General features: G+C 48.4%; 24 protein-coding genes. 9 read left to right on the forward strand and 15 right to left on the reverse strand.

Annotation, left to right across the window (positions count from 1 at the left end; all coding sequences use genetic code 11):
• Positions 1-2: 2 nt before the first annotated feature.
• From CTN_RS02245 to CTN_RS02265, 5 genes are all read right to left on the reverse strand, one after another.
• On the reverse strand, positions 3-863 hold the full coding sequence (locus CTN_RS02245) for an AEC family transporter (RefSeq protein ID WP_015918952.1): 861 nt from the start codon (positions 861-863) through the stop codon (positions 3-5).
• A 58-nt stretch (positions 864-921) separates the two neighbouring features.
• Positions 922-2,559: an NADH-quinone oxidoreductase subunit NuoF gene (gene nuoF / locus CTN_RS02250; protein ID WP_015918953.1), complete on the reverse strand. Its 1,638-nt coding sequence runs from the start codon at positions 2,557-2,559 to the stop codon at positions 922-924.
• Positions 2,556-3,029 carry an NADH-quinone oxidoreductase subunit NuoE gene (gene nuoE, locus CTN_RS02255; RefSeq protein ID WP_038066648.1) on the reverse strand — a complete coding sequence of 158 codons (474 nt, stop codon included), beginning with the start codon at positions 3,027-3,029 and terminating at the stop codon, positions 2,556-2,558. Before nuoE ends, nuoF begins: the two co-directional genes overlap by 4 nt.
• A 68-nt stretch (positions 3,030-3,097) precedes the next feature.
• Positions 3,098-3,772: a DUF554 domain-containing protein gene (locus CTN_RS02260; protein WP_038066650.1), complete on the reverse strand. Its 675-nt coding sequence runs from the start codon at positions 3,770-3,772 to the stop codon at positions 3,098-3,100.
• The gene (locus tag CTN_RS02265) at positions 3,772-4,710 is read right to left on the reverse strand and encodes a D-cysteine desulfhydrase family protein (protein WP_041437482.1); all 939 of its coding nucleotides are present in this window, start codon (positions 4,708-4,710) and stop codon (positions 3,772-3,774) included. Before CTN_RS02265 ends, CTN_RS02260 begins: the two co-directional genes overlap by 1 nt.
• A 50-nt stretch (positions 4,711-4,760) precedes the next feature.
• On the opposite strand from CTN_RS02265, the gene CTN_RS02270 reads away from it, so the two are divergent.
• Positions 4,761-5,468: a biotin--[acetyl-CoA-carboxylase] ligase gene (locus CTN_RS02270; RefSeq protein ID WP_015918957.1), complete on the forward strand. Its 708-nt coding sequence runs from the start codon at positions 4,761-4,763 to the stop codon at positions 5,466-5,468.
• Here CTN_RS02270 and CTN_RS02275 read toward each other — a convergent pair.
• Positions 5,437-5,670: a S4 domain-containing protein gene (locus CTN_RS02275; RefSeq protein WP_038066653.1), complete on the reverse strand. Its 234-nt coding sequence runs from the start codon at positions 5,668-5,670 to the stop codon at positions 5,437-5,439. The two genes, CTN_RS02270 and CTN_RS02275, sit on opposite strands and share 32 nt — an antisense overlap.
• Complete coding sequence (ecfA2, locus tag CTN_RS02280; RefSeq protein ID WP_041437486.1) at positions 5,667-6,467, reverse strand: energy-coupling factor ABC transporter ATP-binding protein EcfA2; 801 nt, start codon at positions 6,465-6,467, stop codon at positions 5,667-5,669. The genes CTN_RS02275 and ecfA2 overlap by 4 nt, the downstream gene beginning before the upstream one ends.
• Positions 6,468-6,543: 76 nt before the next feature.
• Here ecfA2 and fliF point away from each other — a divergent pair, with 76 nt between their 5' ends.
• The 4 genes from fliF to fliI are packed head-to-tail and all read left to right on the forward strand — an operon-like array spanning position 6,544 to position 11,142.
• Entirely contained in the window at positions 6,544-8,145 is a 1,602-nt protein-coding gene (fliF, locus tag CTN_RS02285) for a flagellar basal-body MS-ring/collar protein FliF (RefSeq protein WP_038066655.1), read from the forward strand.
• Between the two features lie 4 nt (positions 8,146-8,149).
• Complete coding sequence (gene fliG, locus CTN_RS02290) at positions 8,150-9,157, forward strand: flagellar motor switch protein FliG (protein ID WP_015918960.1); 1,008 nt, start codon at positions 8,150-8,152, stop codon at positions 9,155-9,157.
• 1 nt (position 9,158) lies between these two features.
• The gene (locus CTN_RS02295; RefSeq protein WP_015918961.1) at positions 9,159-9,866 is read left to right on the forward strand and encodes a FliH/SctL family protein; all 708 of its coding nucleotides are present in this window, start codon (positions 9,159-9,161) and stop codon (positions 9,864-9,866) included.
• A complete protein-coding gene (fliI, locus tag CTN_RS02300) occupies positions 9,826-11,142 on the forward strand; it encodes a flagellar protein export ATPase FliI (RefSeq protein WP_038066659.1) in 1,317 nt (438 codons plus the stop codon). Before CTN_RS02295 ends, fliI begins: the two co-directional genes overlap by 41 nt.
• On the opposite strand, the gene glyS is transcribed toward fliI, so the two are convergent.
• Genes glyS through CTN_RS02340 form a run of 8 tightly spaced genes read right to left on the reverse strand, consistent with a single transcriptional unit; the run spans position 11,125 to position 18,794 of the window.
• Positions 11,125-13,137: a glycine--tRNA ligase subunit beta gene (gene glyS, locus CTN_RS02305; RefSeq protein ID WP_015918963.1), complete on the reverse strand. Its 2,013-nt coding sequence runs from the start codon at positions 13,135-13,137 to the stop codon at positions 11,125-11,127. The two genes, fliI and glyS, sit on opposite strands and share 18 nt — an antisense overlap.
• Positions 13,118-13,978: a glycine--tRNA ligase subunit alpha gene (locus tag CTN_RS02310; RefSeq protein ID WP_015918964.1), complete on the reverse strand. Its 861-nt coding sequence runs from the start codon at positions 13,976-13,978 to the stop codon at positions 13,118-13,120. The genes glyS and CTN_RS02310 overlap by 20 nt, the downstream gene beginning before the upstream one ends.
• 3 nt (positions 13,979-13,981) lie before the next feature.
• The gene (locus tag CTN_RS02315; protein WP_038066661.1) at positions 13,982-14,368 is read right to left on the reverse strand and encodes a RidA family protein; all 387 of its coding nucleotides are present in this window, start codon (positions 14,366-14,368) and stop codon (positions 13,982-13,984) included.
• Entirely contained in the window at positions 14,334-15,794 is a 1,461-nt protein-coding gene (gcvPB, locus tag CTN_RS02320) for an aminomethyl-transferring glycine dehydrogenase subunit GcvPB (protein WP_015918966.1), read from the reverse strand. Before gcvPB ends, CTN_RS02315 begins: the two co-directional genes overlap by 35 nt.
• Positions 15,791-17,104, reverse strand: a complete 1,314-nt coding sequence (gcvPA, locus tag CTN_RS02325; RefSeq protein WP_038066868.1) for an aminomethyl-transferring glycine dehydrogenase subunit GcvPA — start codon at positions 17,102-17,104, stop codon at positions 15,791-15,793. Before gcvPA ends, gcvPB begins: the two co-directional genes overlap by 4 nt.
• 22 nt (positions 17,105-17,126) lie before the next feature.
• Positions 17,127-17,501 (reverse strand): glycine cleavage system protein GcvH, encoded by a 375-nt coding sequence (gene gcvH / locus CTN_RS02330; protein WP_015918968.1) that lies wholly within the window; start codon positions 17,499-17,501, stop codon positions 17,127-17,129.
• Positions 17,498-18,589, reverse strand: a complete 1,092-nt coding sequence (gene gcvT / locus CTN_RS02335) for a glycine cleavage system aminomethyltransferase GcvT (protein ID WP_015918969.1) — start codon at positions 18,587-18,589, stop codon at positions 17,498-17,500. Before gcvT ends, gcvH begins: the two co-directional genes overlap by 4 nt.
• A complete protein-coding gene (locus CTN_RS02340; protein WP_038066664.1) occupies positions 18,567-18,794 on the reverse strand; it encodes a putative signal transducing protein in 228 nt (75 codons plus the stop codon). Before CTN_RS02340 ends, gcvT begins: the two co-directional genes overlap by 23 nt.
• Positions 18,795-18,953: 159 nt before the next feature.
• Here CTN_RS02340 and pfkA point away from each other — a divergent pair, with 159 nt between their 5' ends.
• From pfkA to hpt, 4 genes are read left to right on the forward strand one after another with little or no spacing between them, the layout of a single operon-like run.
• The gene (gene pfkA, locus CTN_RS02345) at positions 18,954-19,913 is read left to right on the forward strand and encodes a 6-phosphofructokinase (protein WP_015918971.1); all 960 of its coding nucleotides are present in this window, start codon (positions 18,954-18,956) and stop codon (positions 19,911-19,913) included.
• Positions 19,914-19,928: 15 nt separating this feature from the next.
• Positions 19,929-21,332: a pyruvate kinase gene (gene pyk, locus CTN_RS02350; protein WP_038066666.1), complete on the forward strand. Its 1,404-nt coding sequence runs from the start codon at positions 19,929-19,931 to the stop codon at positions 21,330-21,332.
• Positions 21,333-21,344: 12 nt separating this feature from the next.
• The gene (locus CTN_RS02355) at positions 21,345-21,971 is read left to right on the forward strand and encodes an MBL fold metallo-hydrolase (protein WP_015918973.1); all 627 of its coding nucleotides are present in this window, start codon (positions 21,345-21,347) and stop codon (positions 21,969-21,971) included.
• The gene (hpt, locus tag CTN_RS02360) at positions 21,971-22,483 is read left to right on the forward strand and encodes a hypoxanthine phosphoribosyltransferase (RefSeq protein WP_038066669.1); all 513 of its coding nucleotides are present in this window, start codon (positions 21,971-21,973) and stop codon (positions 22,481-22,483) included. Before CTN_RS02355 ends, hpt begins: the two co-directional genes overlap by 1 nt.
• Positions 22,484-22,577 lie beyond the last annotated feature (94 nt).

The following is a 22,577-nucleotide window of genomic DNA, read 5'->3' on the forward strand; positions in this document are numbered from 1 at the left end:
CCTCACCCCCAGAAACGATCTGTCAGCAAGATGATAGCCGATGAAACGATTGTGGAAAAGGTGATCAACCCACTCGCCAGTTCGGAATCGTAGTCCTTCTCTATAGAATAGACAAGGGTCATAATGGCAGATGGAAGAAGCGGAGAAAGAAACAGGTTCATCTTTTCAAACGATGAGAGTGTAAACATCCTTACCGCAAAAAAAGACACGATGAATCCCAGAAGATACTTCACAACACCCGCCACCGCTATCAACCGGGCCTTCCTGAAGACCGATTTGAAACTCAGGTAATATCCAACAAGGAAGAAAACCAGAAAAGCGTTGGCGTTCTTTATTGTCTGTGCAACTTTGAGGACTATCCCTGGAGGATAAAATCCAAACTGGTTGAGAATCAAACTCAACATAAGAACAAGAAAGGGCGGAAACTCAAAGACTTTCAGAACTCCCTTCACACCTGATCTCTCCGCCACTGCTTTGCCCACCCCGAATATGAAAAAAGAGTTTCCCAGATCGAAGAGAGCGTAATTCACAACGGAATCGACTCCCCAAAGGCTTTCGGCCAGAGGGTACATGAACAAACCTGTGTTGAACCCCACAAAAGATAAAACGATGGGAATCCTCACTCTCGGATCCTCTATTCTTGAAAAGACGAGCAATGCAACCGAAATCAAAACCAGATTGCTCAGCACCCCAGTCGCTGTGAAGGCAAACTTGGAAAAGTGAAATCGCGCGGTGGTCAGGCTGTAAAAGACGGCTGCCGGCAGGGTAAAGTTCACCACCAGCTTTGACAGGATCTTTCCCGTTTCTTTCTCGAAGAATCTCTTCGTCAGGTACCCAATCAGTATCACGATTGGAAATTCCATTCACTGCACCCCTGGTAGAATTTTATCAAACAGAAAGGGCGCCCTCTTGGCGCCCTCTTTATCTGTTCTTGACACTTATCTTTCTTGTGGCTTTTTTCTTTTTGAATTCACAAACGCCCGCGGGACACTCTTTAGATTCAATGTGGGCTCTGAACTCGTCTTCGAAATTGTTGACGATCGAAAGCAACGGTACCGGGATGCTCTGGCCAAGCCCACAGAACGATGTTTCACCCGCGTTCTCTGCCACTTTTCTGAGAAGATCCAGATCCTCTTTCCTTCCCTCTCCCCTGCTTATTCTCTCGAGAATTTCAACGGCGATCCTCGTGCCTTCTCTGCATGGTGTGCACTTACCACAGGATTCGTGCTCAAAGAATCTCATGACGGTAAGTGCGAGATCCACCGCACAGTGTGACTCGTCCGCAACGAGTATGACACCAGAACCAAGAGAAACACCGTACTTTGCGTACGAATCGAAATCCAGTGGTACGTCGAGTTTGTCAGGACCTATGAACGTTCCCGCACTTCCTCCTGTTTGGACCAGTTTCAACCTCTTTCCTTTCTCCACACCTCCACCGAATTTGAAGATTAAATCCCTGACCGTTACACCCATGGGTACCTCCACAATCCCCTTCCTCACCACGTTCCCCACAAGTGAAAAGACCTTGGTGCCGGGCGACGATTCTGTGCCGAACTTCCTGAACCAGTCCGCTCCGTTCAGGATGATCCTTGGAACGTTCACGAAGGTTTCGACGTTGTTCACGACTGTGGGTTTTCCAAAAAGGCCAAAAGTCGGTGGATATGGAGGCTTCAGTCTGGGACGTGCGGGCTTTCCCTCTATGGACTCTATCAGCGCGGTTTCCTCACCCGCCACGTAGGCACCGGCACCGAGTCTGATCTTCAGATCAAAAGAAAAGCCTGTTCCAAGGATGTTTTCACCCAAAAATCCATATTCGTAAGCCTGCTCTATCGCCCTCTTCAGGATCTCGATGGAACTGTAGTACTCTCCCCTGATGTATATGTATCCCTTTCTCGCTCCAACTGCATAACCTGCTATGATCATGCCCTCTATCAGAGAATGCGGGTCTCCTTCCATTATGAGCCTGTCCTTGAAGGTGCCGGGTTCTCCCTCGTCCGCGTTACAGAGAACGTACTTCTGATCGGAAGAAGCCTTGTAGGTGAACTCCCACTTCAGGCCCGTTGGAAAGCCTGCACCACCCCTTCCTCTGAGACCACTCCGCTTTATCTCTTCTATTATCTCCTCCGGTTTCATCTGAAGTGCCTTCGCGAGGGCAAAGTATCCGTCCCTTGCTATGTACTCTTCTATGCGTGTGGGATCTATTTCTCCCACGTTCTTCAGGACGATACGTGTTTCTTCCGATACCCTTTCTACCTCCACCGTTCCCTTTATCTGATCTCTCGATATTTCAAGATCCGGAATTCTTCTTCCCTTCAATATGTGTTCTTCGAAGATCCTCTTCACATCGTTTTCACTCTTCACAACGTAGTAGACATCATCCGGAAGAATGGAAACGATCACACCCTCAGGATAAACTCCCATGCTTCCCGTTTCCAGCACATCCACAAAATCCGATAGATTGTGATCTCTGACCAGATCTCTCAGGTAATTGAGAAAGTGACGCGCCCCCATCAGAACACTGTTGGAGTCCACCGAAACGAGAACGGTGATCGGTTTCATTTTTCCTCACCTCTCAATCTGTTTATGAGGTTCTTCACTTTCTCCGGTGTCATGTTTCCGTAGTACTCGTCGTTCACCATGATCACAGGTGCCACACCGCAAAGCCCCAGACAACTCGTCATCTCTAAGGTGAACATGTTGTCTGGGGTGGTCTGACCGAAGTCTATTTTCAGGGTCTCTTTCAGCGCTTTCACCACTTCCCTTCCGTTTTCCACGTGACACGGAAGACTCTCGCACACCCTGATCACGTACTTTCCCTTCGGCTTCGTGGAGAACATCGTGTAGAAGGTGAGCACCTCGTAAACCTTTGAGAGGGGAACGTTGAGCTCTTCCGAAACGATTTCGGCTGCTTCGGGTGGTATGAAGTTTTCGAAGCGTTTCTGGATCTCGTGAAGGGTGTTTATCAGGATATCCCTCTCCTCCGCCGATTCTTTCGCCTTCCGAATGATCTCAACTATTGCTTCCCTCATGTACCTTCCCCCTTCGTCAAAAATTTCACAATTATTCATAGAAAATTATACCACTTCTAGCCGCACATTCAGAAAAGGTTCTTCAACCAGTCAAAGAATGGTATCAGAACGAGCGCCGGAAGGAGATTTCCCACCCTCACTCTTTTCAATTCGAGGATCCTTATTCCAAGGCCCAGTATCATGATTCCTCCTGTTCCAACGAAATCGGCTATGAAGACGTCACCGGTGAGGAAAGTGAGACTTCGTGCAAAGACAACCAGCAACCCCTGAACAATGAACACGGAAAAAGCAGACAGAAATACCCCCGATCCCAGGGTTGCCGTGAGTACAACGGCAGAAACGGTATCGAGGACCGTCTTTATGAGTATCAACTCGGCGTTTCCAGAGACCCCTATGTTTATGGAACCAATGATCGTCATCGGACCAACAAGGAAAAGCAAAGAAGACGCAAGGAAACTCTCCGCAAATCCGTGAGAATCTTTGAATCTTCTGCCGAGGTTCTCTATTCTGTCCTCGATCTTCAGAAGCTCTCCAATAACTCCTCCAGCGACGAGCGAGAGCAGTATCAACAGAAAGTCGTTTCCCTGGATGATCATGCGCACACCTATTCCCAGGGTGGTGAGCCCAATCACCGTGAAAAGGATTTCGTGGAGCTTTTGTGGGATCTTCTTCTTGAATATGGCGCCGATGAAGGCACCAAGAAGTACTCCAAGAGAGTTCAGGATGACGGCATAGTGGAACATCATACCAGCCTCCCGCTCTGCGCGAACACGCCGAATATTCCTCCTGTGTGGACGAATAAAATCCTCTTTCCAGAAGACCTGAACATCTCCAGTGTTCCTCTGAAGGCCTTCGAGGTGTAAACCGGGTCAAGAACGATCGCTTCTTTCGTTGCGATCTCCTTTATAACGTTCACATCTTCATCGGAAGGAACGGCATAGGCAGGCCCTCTGAACGAATCCACTATCTCGAACCTGGGTTCTTTCGCCTCCACGCCGAGTTTCCCCATATCCCTAACGATCTTCTTCACCTTTTCAACGAAGTAATCTGCATTTTTCGTTGTGACGTTCACACCGATCACCGGTACACGATAGCCCAGGAAGGAAAGAGCTGCCGAGATTCCCGCTATTGTTCCACCGCTTCCCACAGCACAGACGATGGCCTCGAACGATTCCACATCGATCTGATCCTTCAACTCCATCACCATGTTGAAATAACCAAGAGCGCCCAGGGCGTTCGATCCTCCTTCTGGTATGATGTAGACTTTTTCTCCCCTTTTTTCTTTCTCTTTTTTGTACTCCAAAAAGATCTCGTCGATGTTCTCGTATTCCTCGGAAGATACTTCCACGATTTCTGCTCCAAAGAGCATATCCAGCAGGAGATTTCCGTTCAAAACTTTTTCACCTTTTCTGAGGAACAGAACGGGTTTTAGCCCGAGTTTTCTGGAAACGTACGCAGTTGCCCTGGCATGGTTCGATTGAAGACCTCCACTGGTGAAAATCGTCGTTGCCCCCTGTTTCAGAGCATCTCCCATCAGGTATTCAAGTTTTCTGATCTTGTTTCCAGAACCGAGAAGCTCTGTGAGATCGTCTCTTTTGATGTAGAGATCGAATCCGTACTCCGCCGAGACTTTTCTCAGAAATTGAACGGGAGTTGGTTTGATGGCAAGGTCGATTCTCACAACCACCCCTCCTTTCGTTTGTTAGAATTGTAGCACGGAGGGATGTCGAAATGATCGGAGAGAAGATCATCTCGTTTGAAACGATAGATTCCACGAACCAATTTTTGAAAGAACATTTCTCGAAGTATCCCAGTGGAACGGTAGTAGTTGCTCTGGAGCAAACATCGGGATACGGCAGAAACAAAAGAAGATGGTATTCGGCAAGGGGTGGTCTGTGGTTTTCCGTACTATTCAAGCCAAGAAAACAGGTAGACACAACCTTCTATACCAGGGTATTTTCCGTTGCCATTGTGAAGGCACTGGAGACCTTCAAAGTTCATGCGGACATAAAATGGCCAAACGACATTTACGTACGCGGCAGAAAACTCGCAGGAATTCTTACAGAGGGGATCTTCGAAGGGAAAAAGCCGCTGGCGTTAATTGTAGGAGTGGGCATGAACGTGAACAACGAAATTCCAGACGAACTGAAAACGAGGGCGATCAGTCTGAAGGAAATCCTCGGCAGGGAAATACCTCTGATGAAACTACTGGAATTGATACTGAAAAATGCCCGGGTGCTTTTTAGAAGATACACCAAGAAAAAAGAAGCATTGACGAGGATCTGGAAAAGGCATTTACTCCAGAAGGAAGGAGACATCGTTACCTTTTCAGAAAACAACCAGGAAAAGATTGGAAAGATCCTGAAAATCTTGCCGGATCATCTGCTCGTTGAAACCGATGAAGGTGTCAGGAAGGTCTATTCACTCTCTCCTCACTGAGAATCTCGTACCCTCCGTTTCCCACCACTCTCAGTTTCACCTTCTTTGTGGGAAGAAACACCTCCACCACATCACCGTCTTTCACCTCGTAAGAGGCTTTGGCCGGTCTTCCATTCACCAGGACCTTCTGTCCCTTCAAGAGTTTTTGCGCGACGGTCCTTCTCTTCACAACCGAGATCTTCAGGAACACATCCAGCCTCATATCCGATACACCCTGTCTATCAACTCTTCATCTCCCATCGAAAAAGGATCTTCACCTGATAGAAGGAGTCTTCTCATCGTCCTCAACCTGGTCGTGAGGTAATGAACATCGATTTCTCTCAAAAAATCTTCCCTTGAACCGTCGAAGATCTTTCTTCCATTTTCCAGAAACACTACACGATCCACGTGCTTTATCACCGTCTCTATGTCGTGCGAGATGATGACAACCGTTCTTTTAAGTTTCTTCCATTTCTCTATCACCCTCAAAAGATCGCCCTTGCCTTCCCTGTCGAGTCCCACAAGCGGTTCATCAAGCATTAGAACGTCCGGCTCGTGCACGATCACAGAGGCAATGGCGACTCTCCTCTTTTCACCTCCGGATAGAAAGAAAGGAACTCTATCTTTGAACTCATCGAAGTTCAACCCAACAAATTCCATCGCTCTCTTCACGAAAGGAACGGGATCTTCATCGGGGTAAAAGTTCCGCACAGCGAAAGCGATCTCATCGAAAACAGTTTCTGCGAAGAACTGATCTTCCGGATACTGGAACGCTATGCCAATGTGTTTTCTCACCTCGTAACCCTTTCTCTGTCTTCCATCGTACAGCACCTGTCCACCGGTAGGTTCTATCAAACCCGCAATGATCTGAAGGAGGGTGGATTTTCCAGATCCGGTGTTTCCAGCAACGAGGAGACACTCTCCCTCCTCGATCGTAAGATCGATATCTCTGAGTGCGATTCTTTCCAGAGGGGTTCCACGGTAAAAGATATGGGTGACGTTGACGACCTCGATCTTCATGTTGAAAATTATAACAAAGACCGGCCGTCTCTTCAGCCACATACGTGGTAAAATTTAACGAGAGGTGAACAGAAGGATGAATCTTTTCGAGCAAATCAAAAATCTCTGGAAGAAGATCTTCGATTTATGGAACTCCATGCCGCGGGAAAGAAGATTTCTGGTAGGGGGCATCGCAGCGGCCCTCATAATATCGATCGTTCTCTTTGCAATAATAGCCGCCACCCCACACTACAGACTCCTTGTTGCCGGCCTCAGCGAAGAAGAGGCGGGAACGATCATTCAGAAACTCGAAGAGATGAACATTCCCTACAAAGTCTCCCCGGGTGGAGACATTTACGTCTCCGACAAATACAACGTCTACGAGTTGAGAATGAAACTCGCTTCCGAGGGAATACTTGGAGGAACAAGACAGGGTTTCTCCATACTCAGCGAAAACTCGTTCGGGGCCACCAGTTTTGACAAACAGGTGAAATACCAGATCGCTCTACAGCAGGAACTTGAAAGAAGCATCATGACCATCAGGGGAGTCAAAGACGCCCGGGTCCACCTGGTCCTGCCGAAGTACACCTATTACGTCCGCGGAGAGATGGCTGAACCACGTGCCTCCGTCCTCGTTGTGCTGGAACCCGGTGCTGAGCTCACACGAGAGCAAGTAAGAGGAATCGTTGAACTCGTCTCGGGAGCCGTTGAGGGGTTGAAACCAGAAAACGTGAGAGTGGTGGACAACTACTCCAGATCGCTCAGTGATATGCTGGAAAGTGATGAAGAAACCTTTCTGGCATCCAGTAAACTGGAGTTGAAACAACAACTTGAGAAATACTACGAAAACAAGTTGAAGAAGGCCCTTGAGAGTGTTTTTGGCCCAGGAAGGGTAGAGGTGATTCCCGATGTTTCCCTGAACTGGACGAAGATAGAAACAGAAATGAAAAGGTACGAAGCACCGGCCAGAAGAGAAGGACTGGTCAGAAGTCAGGAGACAGAGACCGAAAGAAGTCAAAATCTGCCTGTCAGCGGTGGTGAAGTGGGAACGGAGTCGAACATACCTCCACTCAGCTATCCATCCGTAAGTGGCGAAGGAACGAGCACATACGAGAGAACCCACACCATCACCAATTACGAGCTGAACGAGATCTATCAGAAGATTCTTCAAAACCACGAAGGAGAGATATCATCTCTTTCTGTTGCTGTCATAATCGACGCTTCCTCCACAGTTCTTCAAAGCAACAACAACTGGAACGATGTCATAAACGATCTGGTGGAGAAAGGGATCGGTTCTGTCACCTCTTCCGCTTCTTTTAGCGTTGCGGTGGCGTTTCTGCCCTTCGACAGAACAATTGAAAGAACCCTGCAGAGGGAACTGGAGCAGATTCAGGCAAGAAAGAGGTTCACCATGTACTCGCTTGGAATCGCTATCCTTGGTTTTCTCACCTTTTTGCTCATGTACATCCTGATAGTACAGATCCGAAGAATCAGGGCCAGAAAACTGGCAGAAGAAAGAAGAAGAAAGCTCGAAGAAGAGATAAAGGAAGTCCTCCAGGAAGAGATGAAAGAAGAAAAAGAACTCTCACCCGAAGAGAAGGAACTGATGGAACTCATAGAAGAATTGGAGAACATTTTCAGCCGATCACCCGCCGATATCGCTGAGATAGTCCGTCTGTGGTTCTTCGAGAGGGGATGATATCATGCCCGAAAGAAAACTGGATGGGAAGAGAAAGGCAGCCGTTCTTCTGGTGGCGCTTGGTCCGGAGAAAGCCGCTCAGGTGATGAAACATCTTGATGAGGAAACGGTAGAACAGTTAGTGGTGGAAATAGCAAACATAGGTAAAGTCTCCCAGGAAGAAAAGAAACAGGTGTTAGAGGAGTTTCTGAATCTTGCCAAGGCAAAGGAGATGATCTCAGAGGGTGGTATAGAGTACGCAAAGAGAGTGCTGGAAAAAGCGTTCGGACCAGAAAAGGCCCGAAAAATCATAGAAAGACTGACTGCCTCCCTTCAGGTGAAGCCCTTCAGTTTCATAAAGGACACGGATCCTGTCCAACTTGTGAACTTTCTTCAGGGAGAACACCCTCAGACCATAGCGGTCGTTCTGAGCTATCTTGATCCACCAGTCGCTGCCCAGATACTGGGAGCCCTCCCGGAGAATCTGCAGAGTGAGGTTTTGAAGAGAATCGCCCTTCTTGAGAGAACCTCACCGGAGGTTGTGAAGGAGATCGAGAAAAACCTCGAGAAGAAAATATCCGGATTTGTGAGCCAGACTTTCAGCAAGGTGGGAGGGGTGGACACCGCCGCTGAGATCATGAACAACATAGACAGAAGCACGGAGAAGAAGATCATGGACAAACTGGCTCAGGAAGACCCCGAACTCGCCGACGAGATAAGAAGGAGGATGTTCGTGTTCGAAGATATCCTCAAACTCGATGACAGATCGATCCAGCTTGTCCTGAGAGAAGTCGACACACGGGATCTGGCTCTCGCCCTGAAGGGTGCCTCAGACGAGTTGAAGGAGAAGATCTTCAGAAACATGTCCAAGAGGGCAGCCGCATTGCTCAAAGACGAACTGGAATACATGGGCCCCGTGAGGATAAAAGACGTCGAAGAAGCCCAGCAAAAGATCATAAACGTGATCAGAAGACTCGAAGAGGCAGGAGAAATCGTAATAGCAAGGGGCGGTGGAGAGGAGTTGATCATGTAGTATGCTTCTCAGAAAAGATGAGATATTCTACATAGACCTTCCAAAAAAGATCAAAACAGAGGAAAAAGAGTCCAAAGAGTCCAGAGAGGTCAAAGAAGATCCAAGGAAACAGTTCAACAGGATCAAAGAGCAGATCATCTCCCAGGCCCGGGAAGAGGCCCGAAAGATAGTAGAAGAGGCAGAAAAAAGGGCAGAAGAAATATTGAAGAGCGCTTCAGAAGAAGCGGAGAGGTTGAAACTCGAAGTGGAAAGGCTTCTAGAAGAAAAGAGAAAAGAAAAACAGAAGTTCTCCGAGTACATTCTCTCGCTGAAAAAACAGATTCAAATGCAGATCCATCAAAAACTGGAGGAGATCCTTCCCGACATCGTTGAGGTTCTCAGGGTGCTGTTCAGAAAGATTCTCGAGAAAGAAATGGACGAGTCCGTGGTGGTGAGAAAACTCAGGTCCGCTCTTTCTAAGGTAGCCGGTATCGAGAATGTGAAGATAAAAATACACCCGGAGGATCTGGATAAAGTCGATTTGAAAGAGCTGAAGGGCAAACAGGTGATACCGGATCCCAACGTCGAAAAGGGCGGAGTGATACTCGAAACGGAGTACGATGTTCTGGACAAGACTTTCTCCTACCAGTGGAAACTGGTCGAGGACATATTCGAAGAGGTGGTGGGTTTTGAAAGACCTTCTCAGAGAATTGAAGAAAAGGCTGACTGAAGAGGACTTCAATCGCTTCAACGGAAGAGTGACACGCGTTGTCGGTCTCACCGTCGAATCACACGGACCCGATGCGTTTCTGGGAGAGATGTGCAAGATCTCCCTGCAGAACGGAAAGAACGCCCTGGCAGAGGTTGTTGGTTTCAAAGAAGGAAATGTCGTTCTGATGCCCTATGAAGACGTTTCCGGACTGAAGATGGGCTGCGAGGTGATAAGAACAAACAGAGTCCTGGAAATCGGTGTGGGCAGAAACATGATAGGCCGAATCTTCGACGGACTGGGCCGACCACTCGATGGAAGATCTTTCGTCCCGGAAGCGCGATACCCCCTGACAAACTCACCACCTCATCCCCTCAAAAGAAAAAGAATAAAAGATCCTCTTTCAGTCGGTGTCAGAGCGATCGATGGCTTCATCACCATAGGGAAAGGGCAGAGAATCGGGATATTCGCAGGTAGTGGAGTTGGAAAGAGCACGCTCCTTGGTATGATCGCACGGAACACAACGGCAGACGTGTGTGTGCTTGCACTGATTGGAGAGAGGGGAAGAGAGGTCAGGGAATTCATAGAAAGAGACCTCGGTGAGGAGGGTTTGAAGCGCTCCATACTCGTGGTTTCCACTTCCGATCAACCGGCCCTCGCCAGGGTGAAATCCCTTCTCACGGCCACCAGCATAGCGGAGTACTACAGGGATCTTGGCTACGACGTACTCTTGATGGTGGATTCACTCACCCGATGGGCCATGGCACAGAGAGAGGTCGGCCTTGCCATAGGAGAGCCCCCGACCACCAGGGGCTATCCTCCCAGTGTGTTTGCTGGACTTCCAAAGATACTCGAAAGAGCGGGAAACTCAGACAGAGGGAGTATAACAGCCGTCTACACGGTCCTCGTTGAGGCAGACGACTTCAACGAACCCATATCCGATACGGTTCGATCCATCGTGGACGGCCACATCGTTCTTTCAAGGAGACTCGCAGAATCGAATCACTATCCGGCAATCGACGTGCTGGCGAGTGTGAGCAGGTTGATGAACGACGTGGTTTCGGAAGAACACAAAGAGGCGGCGAACCGCCTCAGATCTTTGCTTGCCTCTTACGAGTCGGCAAAAGACCTGATAGAGATAGGAGCCTATAAAAAAGGAACCAACCCTCTTGTCGACAAAGCGATTGAAATGCAAGAGGATATCAACGCGTTCTTGAGACAGGGGATCTTCGAGAAATCTTCTTTCGAAGAAACCGTCCAGAGGCTTTTTGAACTTTCTTCACGTTCTCTTGACTAGATGTGACATGTCTCCTATCATCATGAAAAGGTCGTCGATGTTCTTCAGGAATCCCAGTCTGTTCATCCTCAGATCATCCCGGTTTACCATCACGAAGACGTTGTCGAAGTACTCATCGATGTAAGGTTTCAACTCTATCAGGTACTGGAGTGCCTCCTCGTAGTTCAGCCTTTCCAGAGCCTTTAGAACCTTCTCCTTCACCTCGAAAAACTTGTTCATCAGTCTCTTTTCCTCTTCTTTCTCAAAAAGTGCACCATCGAATTCCCTGGAATCGTGTTTCTTCGTTATGTTGTGTACACGCTCGAATCCAACGAACAGATCCTGAAACTCCGGTCTCTCTGATATATTCTGAAGGGCCTCCGCCGCGAGCGTGCCTCTCAGGGGCTTTTTCCACAGATGATTCACTGCCCTTGCGACATCGTAGGATACCCCGATCTCGTTGATGAGGAACTGGTAGAACCTGCTTGAAAAGAATTCTTCCAGGTCATTGGAAAGGTGGAAACCAACCAGGGACGCTGCAAAGTTCAGAAGTTCTTCGAGTGAGACATCCCATTCGTTCTTCCTCACTATCCTGAAAACAGTGTCCGCCTTACCCTTCAATCCGTACGGATCCTTCGAACTTGTGGGGATGTTCCCTATCGCAAAATTGCCCACGATGGTGTCCAGCCTATCCGCCATCCCCAACACTGACCCTATCACGGTTTCTGGGTTCTCAGAGTAATGATCTTCGATGGCAAACGCAAGTTCTTCATCCATTCCCTCCTTCAAAGCATAGATTCTTCCCATGACTCCCTGAAGTTCTGGGAATTCGTACACCACTTTTGAAGCGATGTCTGCTTTGCACAGCGATGCTACCTTCAGCACCTTTTCAGTGAAATCTTCGGGAAATTTCAGCTCCCCACATATCTTTCTGGAGATCTTCACAATCCTCTCCACTTTATCGTACAGTGTGCCGAGTCTTTCCTGAAACACGATGCCCTTCAGCCTTTCATTCATCTCTCCAAGAGACATTTCCAGATCCTTGTGGAAGTAATAACGGGCGTCCTCCAGACGGGCGTTTATCACACGTTCATACCCTTTGACAACGTTCTCAGAAGACTGAGGACCATCCTGAAAGGCCACGAAGAAATTTGTCAATCCGTCTTTATGAGCAACAAAGGCCCTCTGATGATGCTTCACAGCCGTGACGATGATTTCCTCTGGAAGCTCGAGATATTTCTGGTCAAACTGTCCCACGAGAATCCTCGGATACTCTGTCATCGCAACGATTTCAGCGATAAGAGCTTCATCACGTTCGACCTTCATTCCATAGGTTCTTTCAAAATCTTCCAGCTGCTTTAGAACACTTTTCTTTCTTTCCTCGTGAGAAGCCATCACGTATCCCGACTTGAGAACTTCGTAGTACTCCTCCGGAGTGTTTATCTTCAGAGCACCAGAATGGTACCTTTTCCCATAGGAAACATGTGAAGCCCTGAGACCGAAGAGAGTGAGGTTTAAAACCCTGTCGTCAAGCATGGCAACGATCCAGTGAACAGGTCTTACATACTCGTACTCTCCTGTTCCCCATCTCATGGGCTTTTTAAAACTCATTCCCATCACGAGATCTTCAAAGACTTCAGGAAGTACCTCTTCAACAGCCTTTCCCTCTATTTTCCTCGATATGTAGACATAACCATCTTTTTCTATGATATCCTCAAAGGTGGCGTTGTTTTTTCTCAAAAATCCTTCCAGCGCCCTGGTGGGAGCACCCTTTGAGTCATAAGCCACATTCAGCGGAGGTCCTTTCTTCTCTTCCACAAAACCTTCCTGCTTTTCTGGGAGACCACGAAGGAGCACACCAAACCGTCTGCTGCCGACGAACACCTCTATCGAATCGCACTGGATCCTGTTCGCTTTCAACAACTCCCTTGTTCTCGTTTCGAGCTGTTCCAGGATGTTATAAAATTCACTCGCTGGAAGTTCTTCGAGTCCAACCTCAAGCAGGGCTGTTCTCATGTTCTTGCACCTCCAGGAAAACTCTTGCAACCTTTCGCGCCATCGCCTGAATCCTCTTCACGTACGTTTGTCTCTGGGATACACTTATCGCCCCTCGAGCGTCCAGAAGGTTGAAGGTGTGGGAACACTTCAAAACGTAGTCGTAAGCGGGAAGATATAGCTTTTTTTCTATGAGCCTGTAGAACTCACTCTCAAATTCATCGAAGTGTCTGAACAGAAGTTCCACGTTCGCCTCTTCGAAATTGAAGAAGGAAAACTCCCTTTCGTTTTCAAGGAAGACATCTCCATATTTTACGTGCTCGTTCCACTTCACTTCAAAAACGTTGTCGACTCCCTGAAGATACATGGCGATTCTCTCAAGTCCATAGGTGATCTCAAGGGGTATCTCCCTGAGCGAGATTCCACCTATCTGCTGGAAGTAGGTGAACTGCGTGATCTCCATACCATCCAGCCACACTTCCCAGCCAACACCCCAGGCACCAAGCGTAGGAGATTCCCAGTTGTCCTCCACGAACCTGATATCGTGCTCTCTGAGGTTCACTCCCAGGTATTCCAGTGATTCAAGATAGAGTTCCTGGGAGTTCTCGGGGGAAGGCTTTATGATCACCTGGTACTGGAAGTATCTCTGCAATCTGTTCGGGTTTTCCCCATACCTTCCATCGGTCGGTCTTCTGCTGGGCTGAACGTAGGCAACCTTCCATGGACCTTTCCTCAAACTACCGAAGAAGGTTGCAGGATGAAAGGTCCCCGCCCCCACCTCCAGATCGTACGGTTGCTCAAGAAGACACCCTCTGGAAGCCCAGAACTCGTTCAGTTTCATTATCACATCCTGAAGATACATCCCTCACTCCCCTTCCTTCACGGCTATGGCCTCTATTTCTATTTCCACGTTCTTTGGAAGCTGAGCAACCGCCACAAAGGATCTGGCGGGTTTGTGTGAAGAGAAGTAACGCGAGTACACCTCGTTGACCTTCGAGAAGAACTCGATACTGGTGGTGAATATCGTCACCTTCACCACGTCTTCCAGGGAAAATCCTCCGGCCTCAAGGATCGCCTTCAGGTTTTCCAGGACCCTCTCTGTTTTCTTTTCGATCGTACCCTCCACGATCTCGCCCGTTTCGGGATCCACGGGGATCTGTCCGGAGACGAACATCATGTTACCGACAACTATCGCCTGAGAATAGGGACCTATGGCCTTAGGTGCCCTGCTGGTTTCGATCACCCGCTTCATACTTTCCCCTCCATCTGAAAACAGGTTTTCTCGAGGCGAGCACTTCGTTCACCCTTCGAACGGGAGTCCTGTGAGGTGCGTTTTTCAGAACATCCGGATTTTCGAACGCTTCTTTGATCACTTTTTCGAGAATCTCTGCGTACCTATCCAGTGTTTCCTTGCTTTCCGTTTCGGTTGGCTCTATCATGAGGGCTTCTGGTACTATCAGCGGAAAGTACACCGTTGGTGGGTGGACTCCATAGTCCAGAATCCGCTTTGCGATGTCCAAGGTTCTGACTCCTGTTTTTTTGAACACCTCTTCGGCACTGGCTACAAATTCGTGCATGCAAAAGCCATCATAGGGTACCTTCAAGAATCTGGAGATCTTTTTCTTCAAATAGTTTGCGTTCAAAACGGCCATCTCACTGACTTTTTCAAGGCCATCTCTTCCCATCATCAGGATGTAGCTGTAAGCCTTGACGAGAACAGGAAAGTTTCCGAAGAAACTCCTCACACGCCCTATGGTCTTCTTCGGGACGGTGAGTCTGTAAAGATTTCCTTCTTTCTCTACATTTGGAAACGGAAGAAAGTCGACAAGATGGCGTTTCACGCCGACGGGTCCTGAGCCGGGTCCACCCATGCCATGTGGTGTGGAAAACGTCTTGTGAAGGTTCAGATGAACGATATCGAACCCCATGTCACCCGGTTTCACCTTACCCATGATGGCGTTGAGGTTTGCTCCATCGTAGTAAAGAAGTGCCCCACAGTTGTGAGTCAACTCTGCTATCTTCAAAATATCCCTTTCGAAGAGACCGAGCGTGTTGGGATTTGTGAGCATGACGGCTGCTACCTCATCGTCCAGATGCTTTCTCAAATCCTCCACGTCCACCATACCGTTCTTACTCTTTATCTCCACCACCTCAAAACCCACCATTGAGGCAGATGCGGGATTTGTCCCGTGTGCAGAGTCCGGAACCAGTACCTTTTTTCTTTTCGTGTCTTTTCTGTCATCGAAGAACTTTTTCACTATGAGCATTCCCGTGAGTTCACCGTGGGCTCCCGCAGCAGGCTGGAGCGTCATGTCGTCCATTCCGGTGATCTCACAGAGCATTGCTTTCAACTCGTACATCAGTTGCAAACAGCCCTGAAGCGTTTCTTCTGGCTGGAGCGGGTGAACGTTTCTGAAACCCGGTAAATTCGCTGTTCTTTCGTTCAACTTGGGATTGTACTTCATGGTGCACGAACCAAGCGGATATATTCCCACATCCACCGCGTAATTCTTGCGGGCAAGTTCTGTGTAGTGTCTCACAACGTCGGGTTCGCTCACTTCCGGTAACTTAAGAGGTGTTCGACGGGAAAATCGTTCCGAAAGAGGATACTCCGGAACATCCCTTTCCGGAATGGTGAAAGCCCTTCTTCCTCTTTTCGATTTATCGAAAATCGTCATTTCATCGCCTCCAGAAACCTTTCGATGTCATCCCTGGTGGTCATCTCCGTGGCGCACGCAAGGGCAACGTTGCCCAGCTCAGGATACATCCTTTCCAGAGGCAAAGGTCCAAGAATCTTCTTTCCCATCATCTTTTTCCATCTTTCGGGGTAATCTTCGGGAACTTCGAAAACGAACTCGTTGAAGAAATCACCCGAAAATTTCTTTCTGAACCCTCTTTCCTCCAGTTTCTCCTGAAGGTAGTGCGCCGCATCGTAGGAGCGTTTTGCCACTTCTTTCAAGCCTTCCGGTCCCATCACACTGAGATACACAGCCGCGATCAGAGCTGCGTGCGCATGGTTTGAACAGATGTTGGAGGTGGCCTTTGCACGTCTTATGTGTTGTTCTCTTGTTTGAAGAATCATCGTGTAAGAAGCGTTCCCTTCTGCATCAACGGTCTCTCCTATCAACCTTCCGGGCATCTGTCTGACGTATTTTTCCCTTGTGGCGAAGATTCCAAGAGAGTAACCCCCAAGCCACATCGGTATACCAAGAGATTGCCCTTCTCCCACGACAACATCTGCCCCGAAGTTCCCAGGAGGTTCCAGAATCGCCAACGAAACGGGTTCCACAACGACCACCATCATGGTATTCTGCGTTTTTTTCCTCACGTACTCAAGATCCTCTATCACCCCGAAGAAGTTTGGATACTGAACCACCACAGCCGCCGTTTCATCGTCGATGTCTTCGAGAACGACCCTTCCTGTGTCATCGTAACCCATTTCCTCTATCCTGAAACCGCGAGTTTTGAGATAAGTTCCGAGAACTTCTCTGTACTCTGGATGGACAGATCTTGCGACGAGAACTTTCTCTTTTCCCGTGAGGCGAAAACACATCAAAACAGCCTCGGCCAGAGCGGTCGCCCCATCGTACATGGAGGCGTTTGCTACTTCCATCCCTGTCAACTCGCAGACCATGGTCTGGTATTCGAAGAGTGACTGAAGTGTTCCCTGGGAAATCTCCGCCTGATAGGGTGTGTAGGCCGTCAGGAACTCTGGTTTCATGGCAAGATCGTAAACGACCGATGGAACGTATCTTCTGTAGATACCCGCTCCAAGAAGAACGGTGTATTCTTCAAGGTCTGCGTTCTTCCTGGAAATTCCCTTGAGATGAGCGAAAACGGTGAACTCGTCCTGAGATTTTGGAAGATTCAGAGAAGACCTCGTAGAAACTGGAACTTCAGAAAACAGATCGTCTACCGATGAAACCCCTATAAAGTCAAGCATCTCACGTATATCTTCTTCCGTATGAGGAATGTAGGGATGTTTCAACATTTGTGCACCCCCGGAAAACTCACTTCTGCTCACAGAACTCCCTGTACGCCTGTTCATCGAGAAGATCCGACAGCTCACTTTCATCGGCGATTTCCATCTTGAAGATCCATCCTTCTCCCTCAGCATCTTTGTTTATGAGTTCGGGCTCGGACTCAAGCCTTTCGTTTACCTCCGTGATCTTTCCACTGAGCGGTGCGTAAACGTCTGCAGCCGCTTTTACGGATTCTATACTTGCCACAACATCTCCCTTTTTCACTTCTTTTCCCACTTCCGGAAGATCCACATAAACCACGTCTCCCAGCTCTTCCTGTGCGTGGTTTGTGATTCCAACGGTTGCCATTTTCCCTTCAATCTCGACCCACTCGTGAGTTCTGGTGTACTTCTTCATCCTCACGCCTCCCTCCTCACACTTCCTCTGTAGAACGGTTTTTTCACAACATGGGCTTCCACGTTCTTTCCAGGAAACACAACTTCCAGCCGATCGCCGGTCTTCACGCACCTGGATACGAGAGCCAGGGCTATCGATTTTCCGAGGGTAGGTGAAAAGTTCCCACTTGTTATCTTTCCCACCTCTTTTCCTTCTTTCAAAACGGTGTAACCCTTTCTTGCGATTCTTCTTCCCGAAAGTTCCAGTGCTACGAGTTTCCTTTCGACTTTTTCTTTCAGTTTGAGCAGTGCCTCTTTCCCGACGAAGTCTTTGTTCATCTTCACTACCCATGAGAGTCCCACTTCGAACGGATTGGTGCTCTCATCCATATCCTGACCGTAGAGAAGGTAAGATGCTTCAAGACGACACACATCACGGGCTCCCAGACCGGCGGGTTTTCCATCCACGTTACCAGCGATCTCTACGAGAGTATCCCAAATCTTCGCAGCGCTTTCTGCGTTCATCATCAACTCGAAACCATCTTCTCCTGTGTAGCCTGTTCGGGATACAAGAACTCTCTCTCCATCCAACCTTCCCCATTGGAACGAATAGTAACCAATCCCTTCAAGATCGATATCCACAACTCTTTGAAGGGTCTCCTGAGACTTCGGTCCTTGGAAGGCCACAAGCGCCGTTTCATCGGAGACATTCCTCACTTCGACGTTGAAATTTTTCGCATGCACTTTTATCCATTCGTAATCTTTCTCGATGTTCGCCGCATTCACAACCATGATCGCTTTCTCGTGAGATATCCTATAAACCACAAGATCGTCAACGATCCCCCCCGTTTCGTTACACATCACAGTGTACATCGCCTTTCCTTCAGGGATGGCGGAGAAATCGTTCGTGACAAGAAAATTCACAAAGTCCACAGTTTCCTGACCTTCCACGACGATCTCACCCATGTGTGAAACGTCGAACACCCCTACTGACTTTCTGACGGCCATCACTTCCTCGAATATGGACGAGTAATAAAGAGGCATGATCCAGCCTGCAAAATCGACCATTTTTGCCCCCAGAGCAACGTGCCTTTCATAGAGAGGGGTCCTCTTCATCCTGTATTCCCTCCAGAATCTTTTTCGCCTTCTCCAGAAGATCTTTCGGCACTTTTACCTGGACAAGAGCGGATGAACCGAAGATGGCCCGGGGAGTGACGTCATCGCATGTTTCGATCACATACGGTATGTCGTTTTCTTTCAAAAGATCTTCCACCATCCGGATTTCCAGTTCACTTCCCTCGATTAAAACACTCCATTCCAAAGATTGAAACCTCCTTACACTACGATTCACGATGTGTTAACACCCCACAGAAGTGGTAAATTGACATAGGGATCCCAAACAGATTTTATCACCTTCTACCACATATGCTAAACTCTCAATTGAGGTTAATAAATAAACTTTCGAGGGAGGACGATAGTCTTGAAGAAAATAGCAGTGCTCACAAGTGGAGGAGACGCCCCTGGTATGAACGCTGCGGTGCGAGCGGTTGTGAGGTACGGAATCAAAAACGGCCTGGAAGTTATTGGCGTGAGAAGAGGTTACTCTGGTCTCATCGATGGAGATTTTGTGAAGCTCGAGTACAAAGATGTAGCGGGTATCACAGAGAAAGGTGGTACGATCCTGAGAACCTCAAGATGTGAAGAGTTCAAGACGGAAGAAGGCAGAGAAGCAGCGGCAAAGCAATTGAAAAAACACGGAATAGAAGGCCTCGTCGTCATCGGTGGTGAGGGAAGTCTCACAGGAGCACATCTTCTTCACGAAGAACACAACATTCCCGTTGTGGGGATTCCTGCGACCATAGACAACGACATCGGACTCACCGACATGTGTATCGGGGTTGACACGTGTTTGAACACGGTCATGGACGCCATTCAAAAGCTGAAGGATACGGCGAGTTCCCACGAAAGGGCGTTCATCGTTGAAGTCATGGGAAGGCACTCAGGTTACATAGCACTCATGGCGGGATTGGTGACGGGAGCGGAAGCCATCATAATTCCGGAAATCCCCGTGGATTACTCTCAACTCGCGGACAGGATCCTCCAGGAGAGAAGAAGAGGGAAGATAAACAGCATCATCGTTGTTGCAGAGGGTGCAGCGAGCGCGTACACCGTTGCAAGACACCTCGAATACAGGATAGGCTACGAGACGAGGATCACGATACTGGGCCACGTTCAAAGGGGTGGTTCTCCAACGGCGTTCGACAGAAGACTCGCCCTGAGCATGGGAGTAGAAGCCGTTGAAGCCCTTCTGGACGGTGAAGCGGATGTGATGATCGCTCTTCAGGGAAACAAATTCGTCAGGGTTCCCATCATGGAGGCGCTCTCAACCAAGAAGACCATCGACAAGAAACTCTACGAAATAGCACACTTACTCTCATGAAACGAGGTGAAAAAAGTGGTAAGGAGCACCAAGATCGTCTGCACAGTCGGTCCAAGAACGGACAGCTATGAAATGATAGAAAAAATGATCGATCTTGGGGTCAACGTTTTCAGAATCAACACCTCCCATGGAGACTGGAACGAGCAGGAACAGAAGATCTTGAAGATAAAAGACCTGAGGGAGAAGAAGAAAAAGCCTGTGGCGATCATGATCGATCTTGCAGGACCAAAGATCAGAACAGGTTATTTCGAAAAAGAGTTCGTGGAACTGAAGGAAGGTCAGATCTTCACGTTGACCACAAAGGAGATCCTGGGAAACGAGAAAATCGTCTCTGTCAACCTGAGCACTCTTCCAAAGGATGTGAAAAAAGGAGACACCATCCTTCTGAGCGACGGAGAGATCGTTCTTGAAGTACTCGAAACAACGGACACGGATGTGAAAACGGTCGTGAAGGTTGGAGGAAAGATCACACACAGAAGGGGTGTGAACGTTCCAACGGCGGACCTTTCAGTTGAATCCATCACAGACAGAGACAGAGAATTCATCAGACTCGGCACACTCCACGATGTGGAATTCTTCGCACTCTCCTTTGTGAGAAAACCAGAAGACGTTCTCAAAGCAAAGGAAGAGATCAGAAAGCATGGGAAAGATGTCCCCATAATATCGAAGATAGAAACGAGGAAGGCCCTGGAACGCCTGGAAGACATAATAAAGGTGAGCGATGCCGTCATGGTAGCCCGTGGAGACCTGGGTGTAGAGATCCCCATAGAAGAGGTGCCCATCGTCCAGAAAGAGATCGTGAAGATTTCCAAGTACTATTCCAAGCCCGTTGTGGTGGCAACACAGATCCTTGAATCGATGATAGAACACCCGTATCCAACCCGTGCAGAGGTCACTGATATAGCGAACGCCATCTTCGACGGTGCGGATGCCCTGCTTCTGACGGCCGAAACCGCCGTTGGAAAGTATCCCCTGGAAGCGATAAAGGTCCTGAGTAAGGTGGCAGAAGAAGTGGAGAAGAAATCGGAGTTCTTCAGAACGCTGGAATACGATACAAACGACATCTCCGAAGCCATATCTCACGCGTGCTGGCAGCTTTCCAGTTCTTTGAAGGCAAAGCTGATCATCACACCCACCATCTCCGGCAGCACGGCCATCAGAATCTCAAAGTACAACGTGTCACAACCCATCGTGGCTCTGACCCCTGAAGAGAAAACCTATTACAGACTCTCCATCGTCAGAAAGGTGATACCCGTTCTCGCTGAAAGATGCTCACAGGAACTAGAATTCATCGAAAAAGGCCTGAAAAAGGTTGAGGAGATGGGGTTGGTCGAGAAGGGAGACCTTGTGGTCCTAACTTCCGGAGTGCCCGGGAAGGTGGGAACGACGAACACCATAAGGGTGTTGAAGGTGGAGTGAGGGGGGATCGGCATGAAGATCACCTGGTTCGGTCACGCGTGTTTTTCCCTGGAGATCGAAGGGATAACCATCGTCACCGATCCGTTCGATGAAAGTGTGGGCTATCCCATTCCAAACGTGACAGCCAGCGTTGTCACAGAAAGCCATCAGCATTTCGATCACAACGCCCACCACCTCGTTAAAGGGAACTTTCGGTTGATCAACTCTCCTGGAAGTTACACCGTGGACGGTGTGAAGATAAAGGGTGTAGAGACCTTCCACGATTCTTCACACGGAAGAGAGAGAGGAAAGAACATCGCCTTCGTTTTCGAAGGTGAAGGGTTGAGAGTCTGTCATCTGGGCGATCTGGGACACGTGCTCACACCGTCTCAGGTGGAGGAGATTGGAAAGGTCGATGTGCTACTGGTTCCGGTTGGAGGAACGTACACCATAGGTCCGCGTGAAGCAAAGGAAGTTTCAGAGTTGCTGGAGGCAAAACTCATCATTCCTATGCATTACAAGACAAAATACCTGAAGTTCAACCTTTTGCCCGTCGATGAATTTCTGAAACTGTTTGAAAAATACGAGCGCGTCGGGAACATACTGGAGCTCTTCGAAAAACCCACCGAGCGAAAAATTGTCGTCATGGAGGTGCAGTGATGATAAAGGTGCTGATAGACGAAGAGACGCTGAAGAAGAGAGTGAAGGAACTCGCTCAGGAAATAGAGGAATACTACAAAGACAAAACGGACACCATCCACGCCGTGTGCATTCTGAAGGGTTCCATACACTTTTTCAGTGATCTCGTGCTGAACATGAGAAATCTGAACGTCAAATACTCCTTCATCCATGTATCGAGTTACCAGGGAACCTCTTCAACGGGGAGAATCAGGGTGAAATCCTGGATCGATGAATCCATACACGACGAGTACGTGCTCCTGGTGGAAGACATCGTCGACACGGGCCTTACACTCCAGCACATAGTCAGATACCTGAAAAAGTACAATCCCAGGGACTTCAAGATAGTGACTCTCATAGAAAAAACGGTTCATGACCACGGTGTTCCTCTGGACTTTGTTGGTTTCAGAGTGGGTGATAAATTCCTCGTTGGATACGGTCTGGACGTGGATGAAAAATTCAGAAACCTTCCGTACATCGGTTATGTGGAATAAGGGATTTATCCTCATCTTCGCTTTGGTTGTTCTTTCGATAGTTTCTTTCATAATACTTCAAATACTCTACATCCTCTCCTTTCTGGTGGGGTGA

The sequence above is a fragment of the Thermotoga neapolitana DSM 4359 genome, assembly GCF_000018945.1.
Classification (GTDB): domain Bacteria; phylum Thermotogota; class Thermotogae; order Thermotogales; family Thermotogaceae; genus Thermotoga; species Thermotoga neapolitana.

Bases quoted from the DNA above. Each gene is read 5' to 3' on its own strand.
- fliF (WP_038066655.1), top strand. From the start codon at position 6,544: ATGAATCTTTTCGAGCAAATCAAAAATCTCTGGAAGAAGATCTTCGAT.
- fliG (WP_015918960.1), top strand. From the start codon at position 8,150: ATGCCCGAAAGAAAACTGGATGGGAAGAGAAAGGCAGCCGTTCTTCTG.
- CTN_RS02275 (WP_038066653.1), bottom strand. From the start codon at position 5,670: ATGAGGCTGGATGTGTTCCTGAAGATCTCGGTTGTGAAGAGAAGGACC.
- nuoE (WP_038066648.1), bottom strand. From the start codon at position 3,029: ATGAGGGAAGCAATAGTTGAGATCATTCGGAAGGCGAAAGAATCGGCG.
- CTN_RS02295 (WP_015918961.1), top strand. From the start codon at position 9,159: ATGCTTCTCAGAAAAGATGAGATATTCTACATAGACCTTCCAAAAAAG.
- ecfA2 (WP_041437486.1), bottom strand. From the start codon at position 6,467: ATGAAGATCGAGGTCGTCAACGTCACCCATATCTTTTACCGTGGAACC.
- CTN_RS02315 (WP_038066661.1), bottom strand. From the start codon at position 14,368: ATGAAGCGGGTGATCGAAACCAGCAGGGCACCTAAGGCCATAGGTCCC.
- gcvT (WP_015918969.1), bottom strand. From the start codon at position 18,589: ATGAAGAGGACCCCTCTCTATGAAAGGCACGTTGCTCTGGGGGCAAAA.
- nuoF (WP_015918953.1), bottom strand. From the start codon at position 2,559: ATGAAACCGATCACCGTTCTCGTTTCGGTGGACTCCAACAGTGTTCTG.
- CTN_RS02355 (WP_015918973.1), top strand. From the start codon at position 21,345: ATGAAGATCACCTGGTTCGGTCACGCGTGTTTTTCCCTGGAGATCGAA.
- CTN_RS02310 (WP_015918964.1), bottom strand. From the start codon at position 13,978: ATGTATCTTCAGGATGTGATAATGAAACTGAACGAGTTCTGGGCTTCC.
- glyS (WP_015918963.1), bottom strand. From the start codon at position 13,137: ATGAGAACAGCCCTGCTTGAGGTTGGACTCGAAGAACTTCCAGCGAGT.
- CTN_RS02260 (WP_038066650.1), bottom strand. From the start codon at position 3,772: ATGTTCCACTATGCCGTCATCCTGAACTCTCTTGGAGTACTTCTTGGT.
- CTN_RS02245 (WP_015918952.1), bottom strand. From the start codon at position 863: ATGGAATTTCCAATCGTGATACTGATTGGGTACCTGACGAAGAGATTC.
- gcvPB (WP_015918966.1), bottom strand. From the start codon at position 15,794: ATGACGATTTTCGATAAATCGAAAAGAGGAAGAAGGGCTTTCACCATT.
- CTN_RS02270 (WP_015918957.1), top strand. From the start codon at position 4,761: ATGATCGGAGAGAAGATCATCTCGTTTGAAACGATAGATTCCACGAAC.
- hpt (WP_038066669.1), top strand. From the start codon at position 21,971: ATGATAAAGGTGCTGATAGACGAAGAGACGCTGAAGAAGAGAGTGAAG.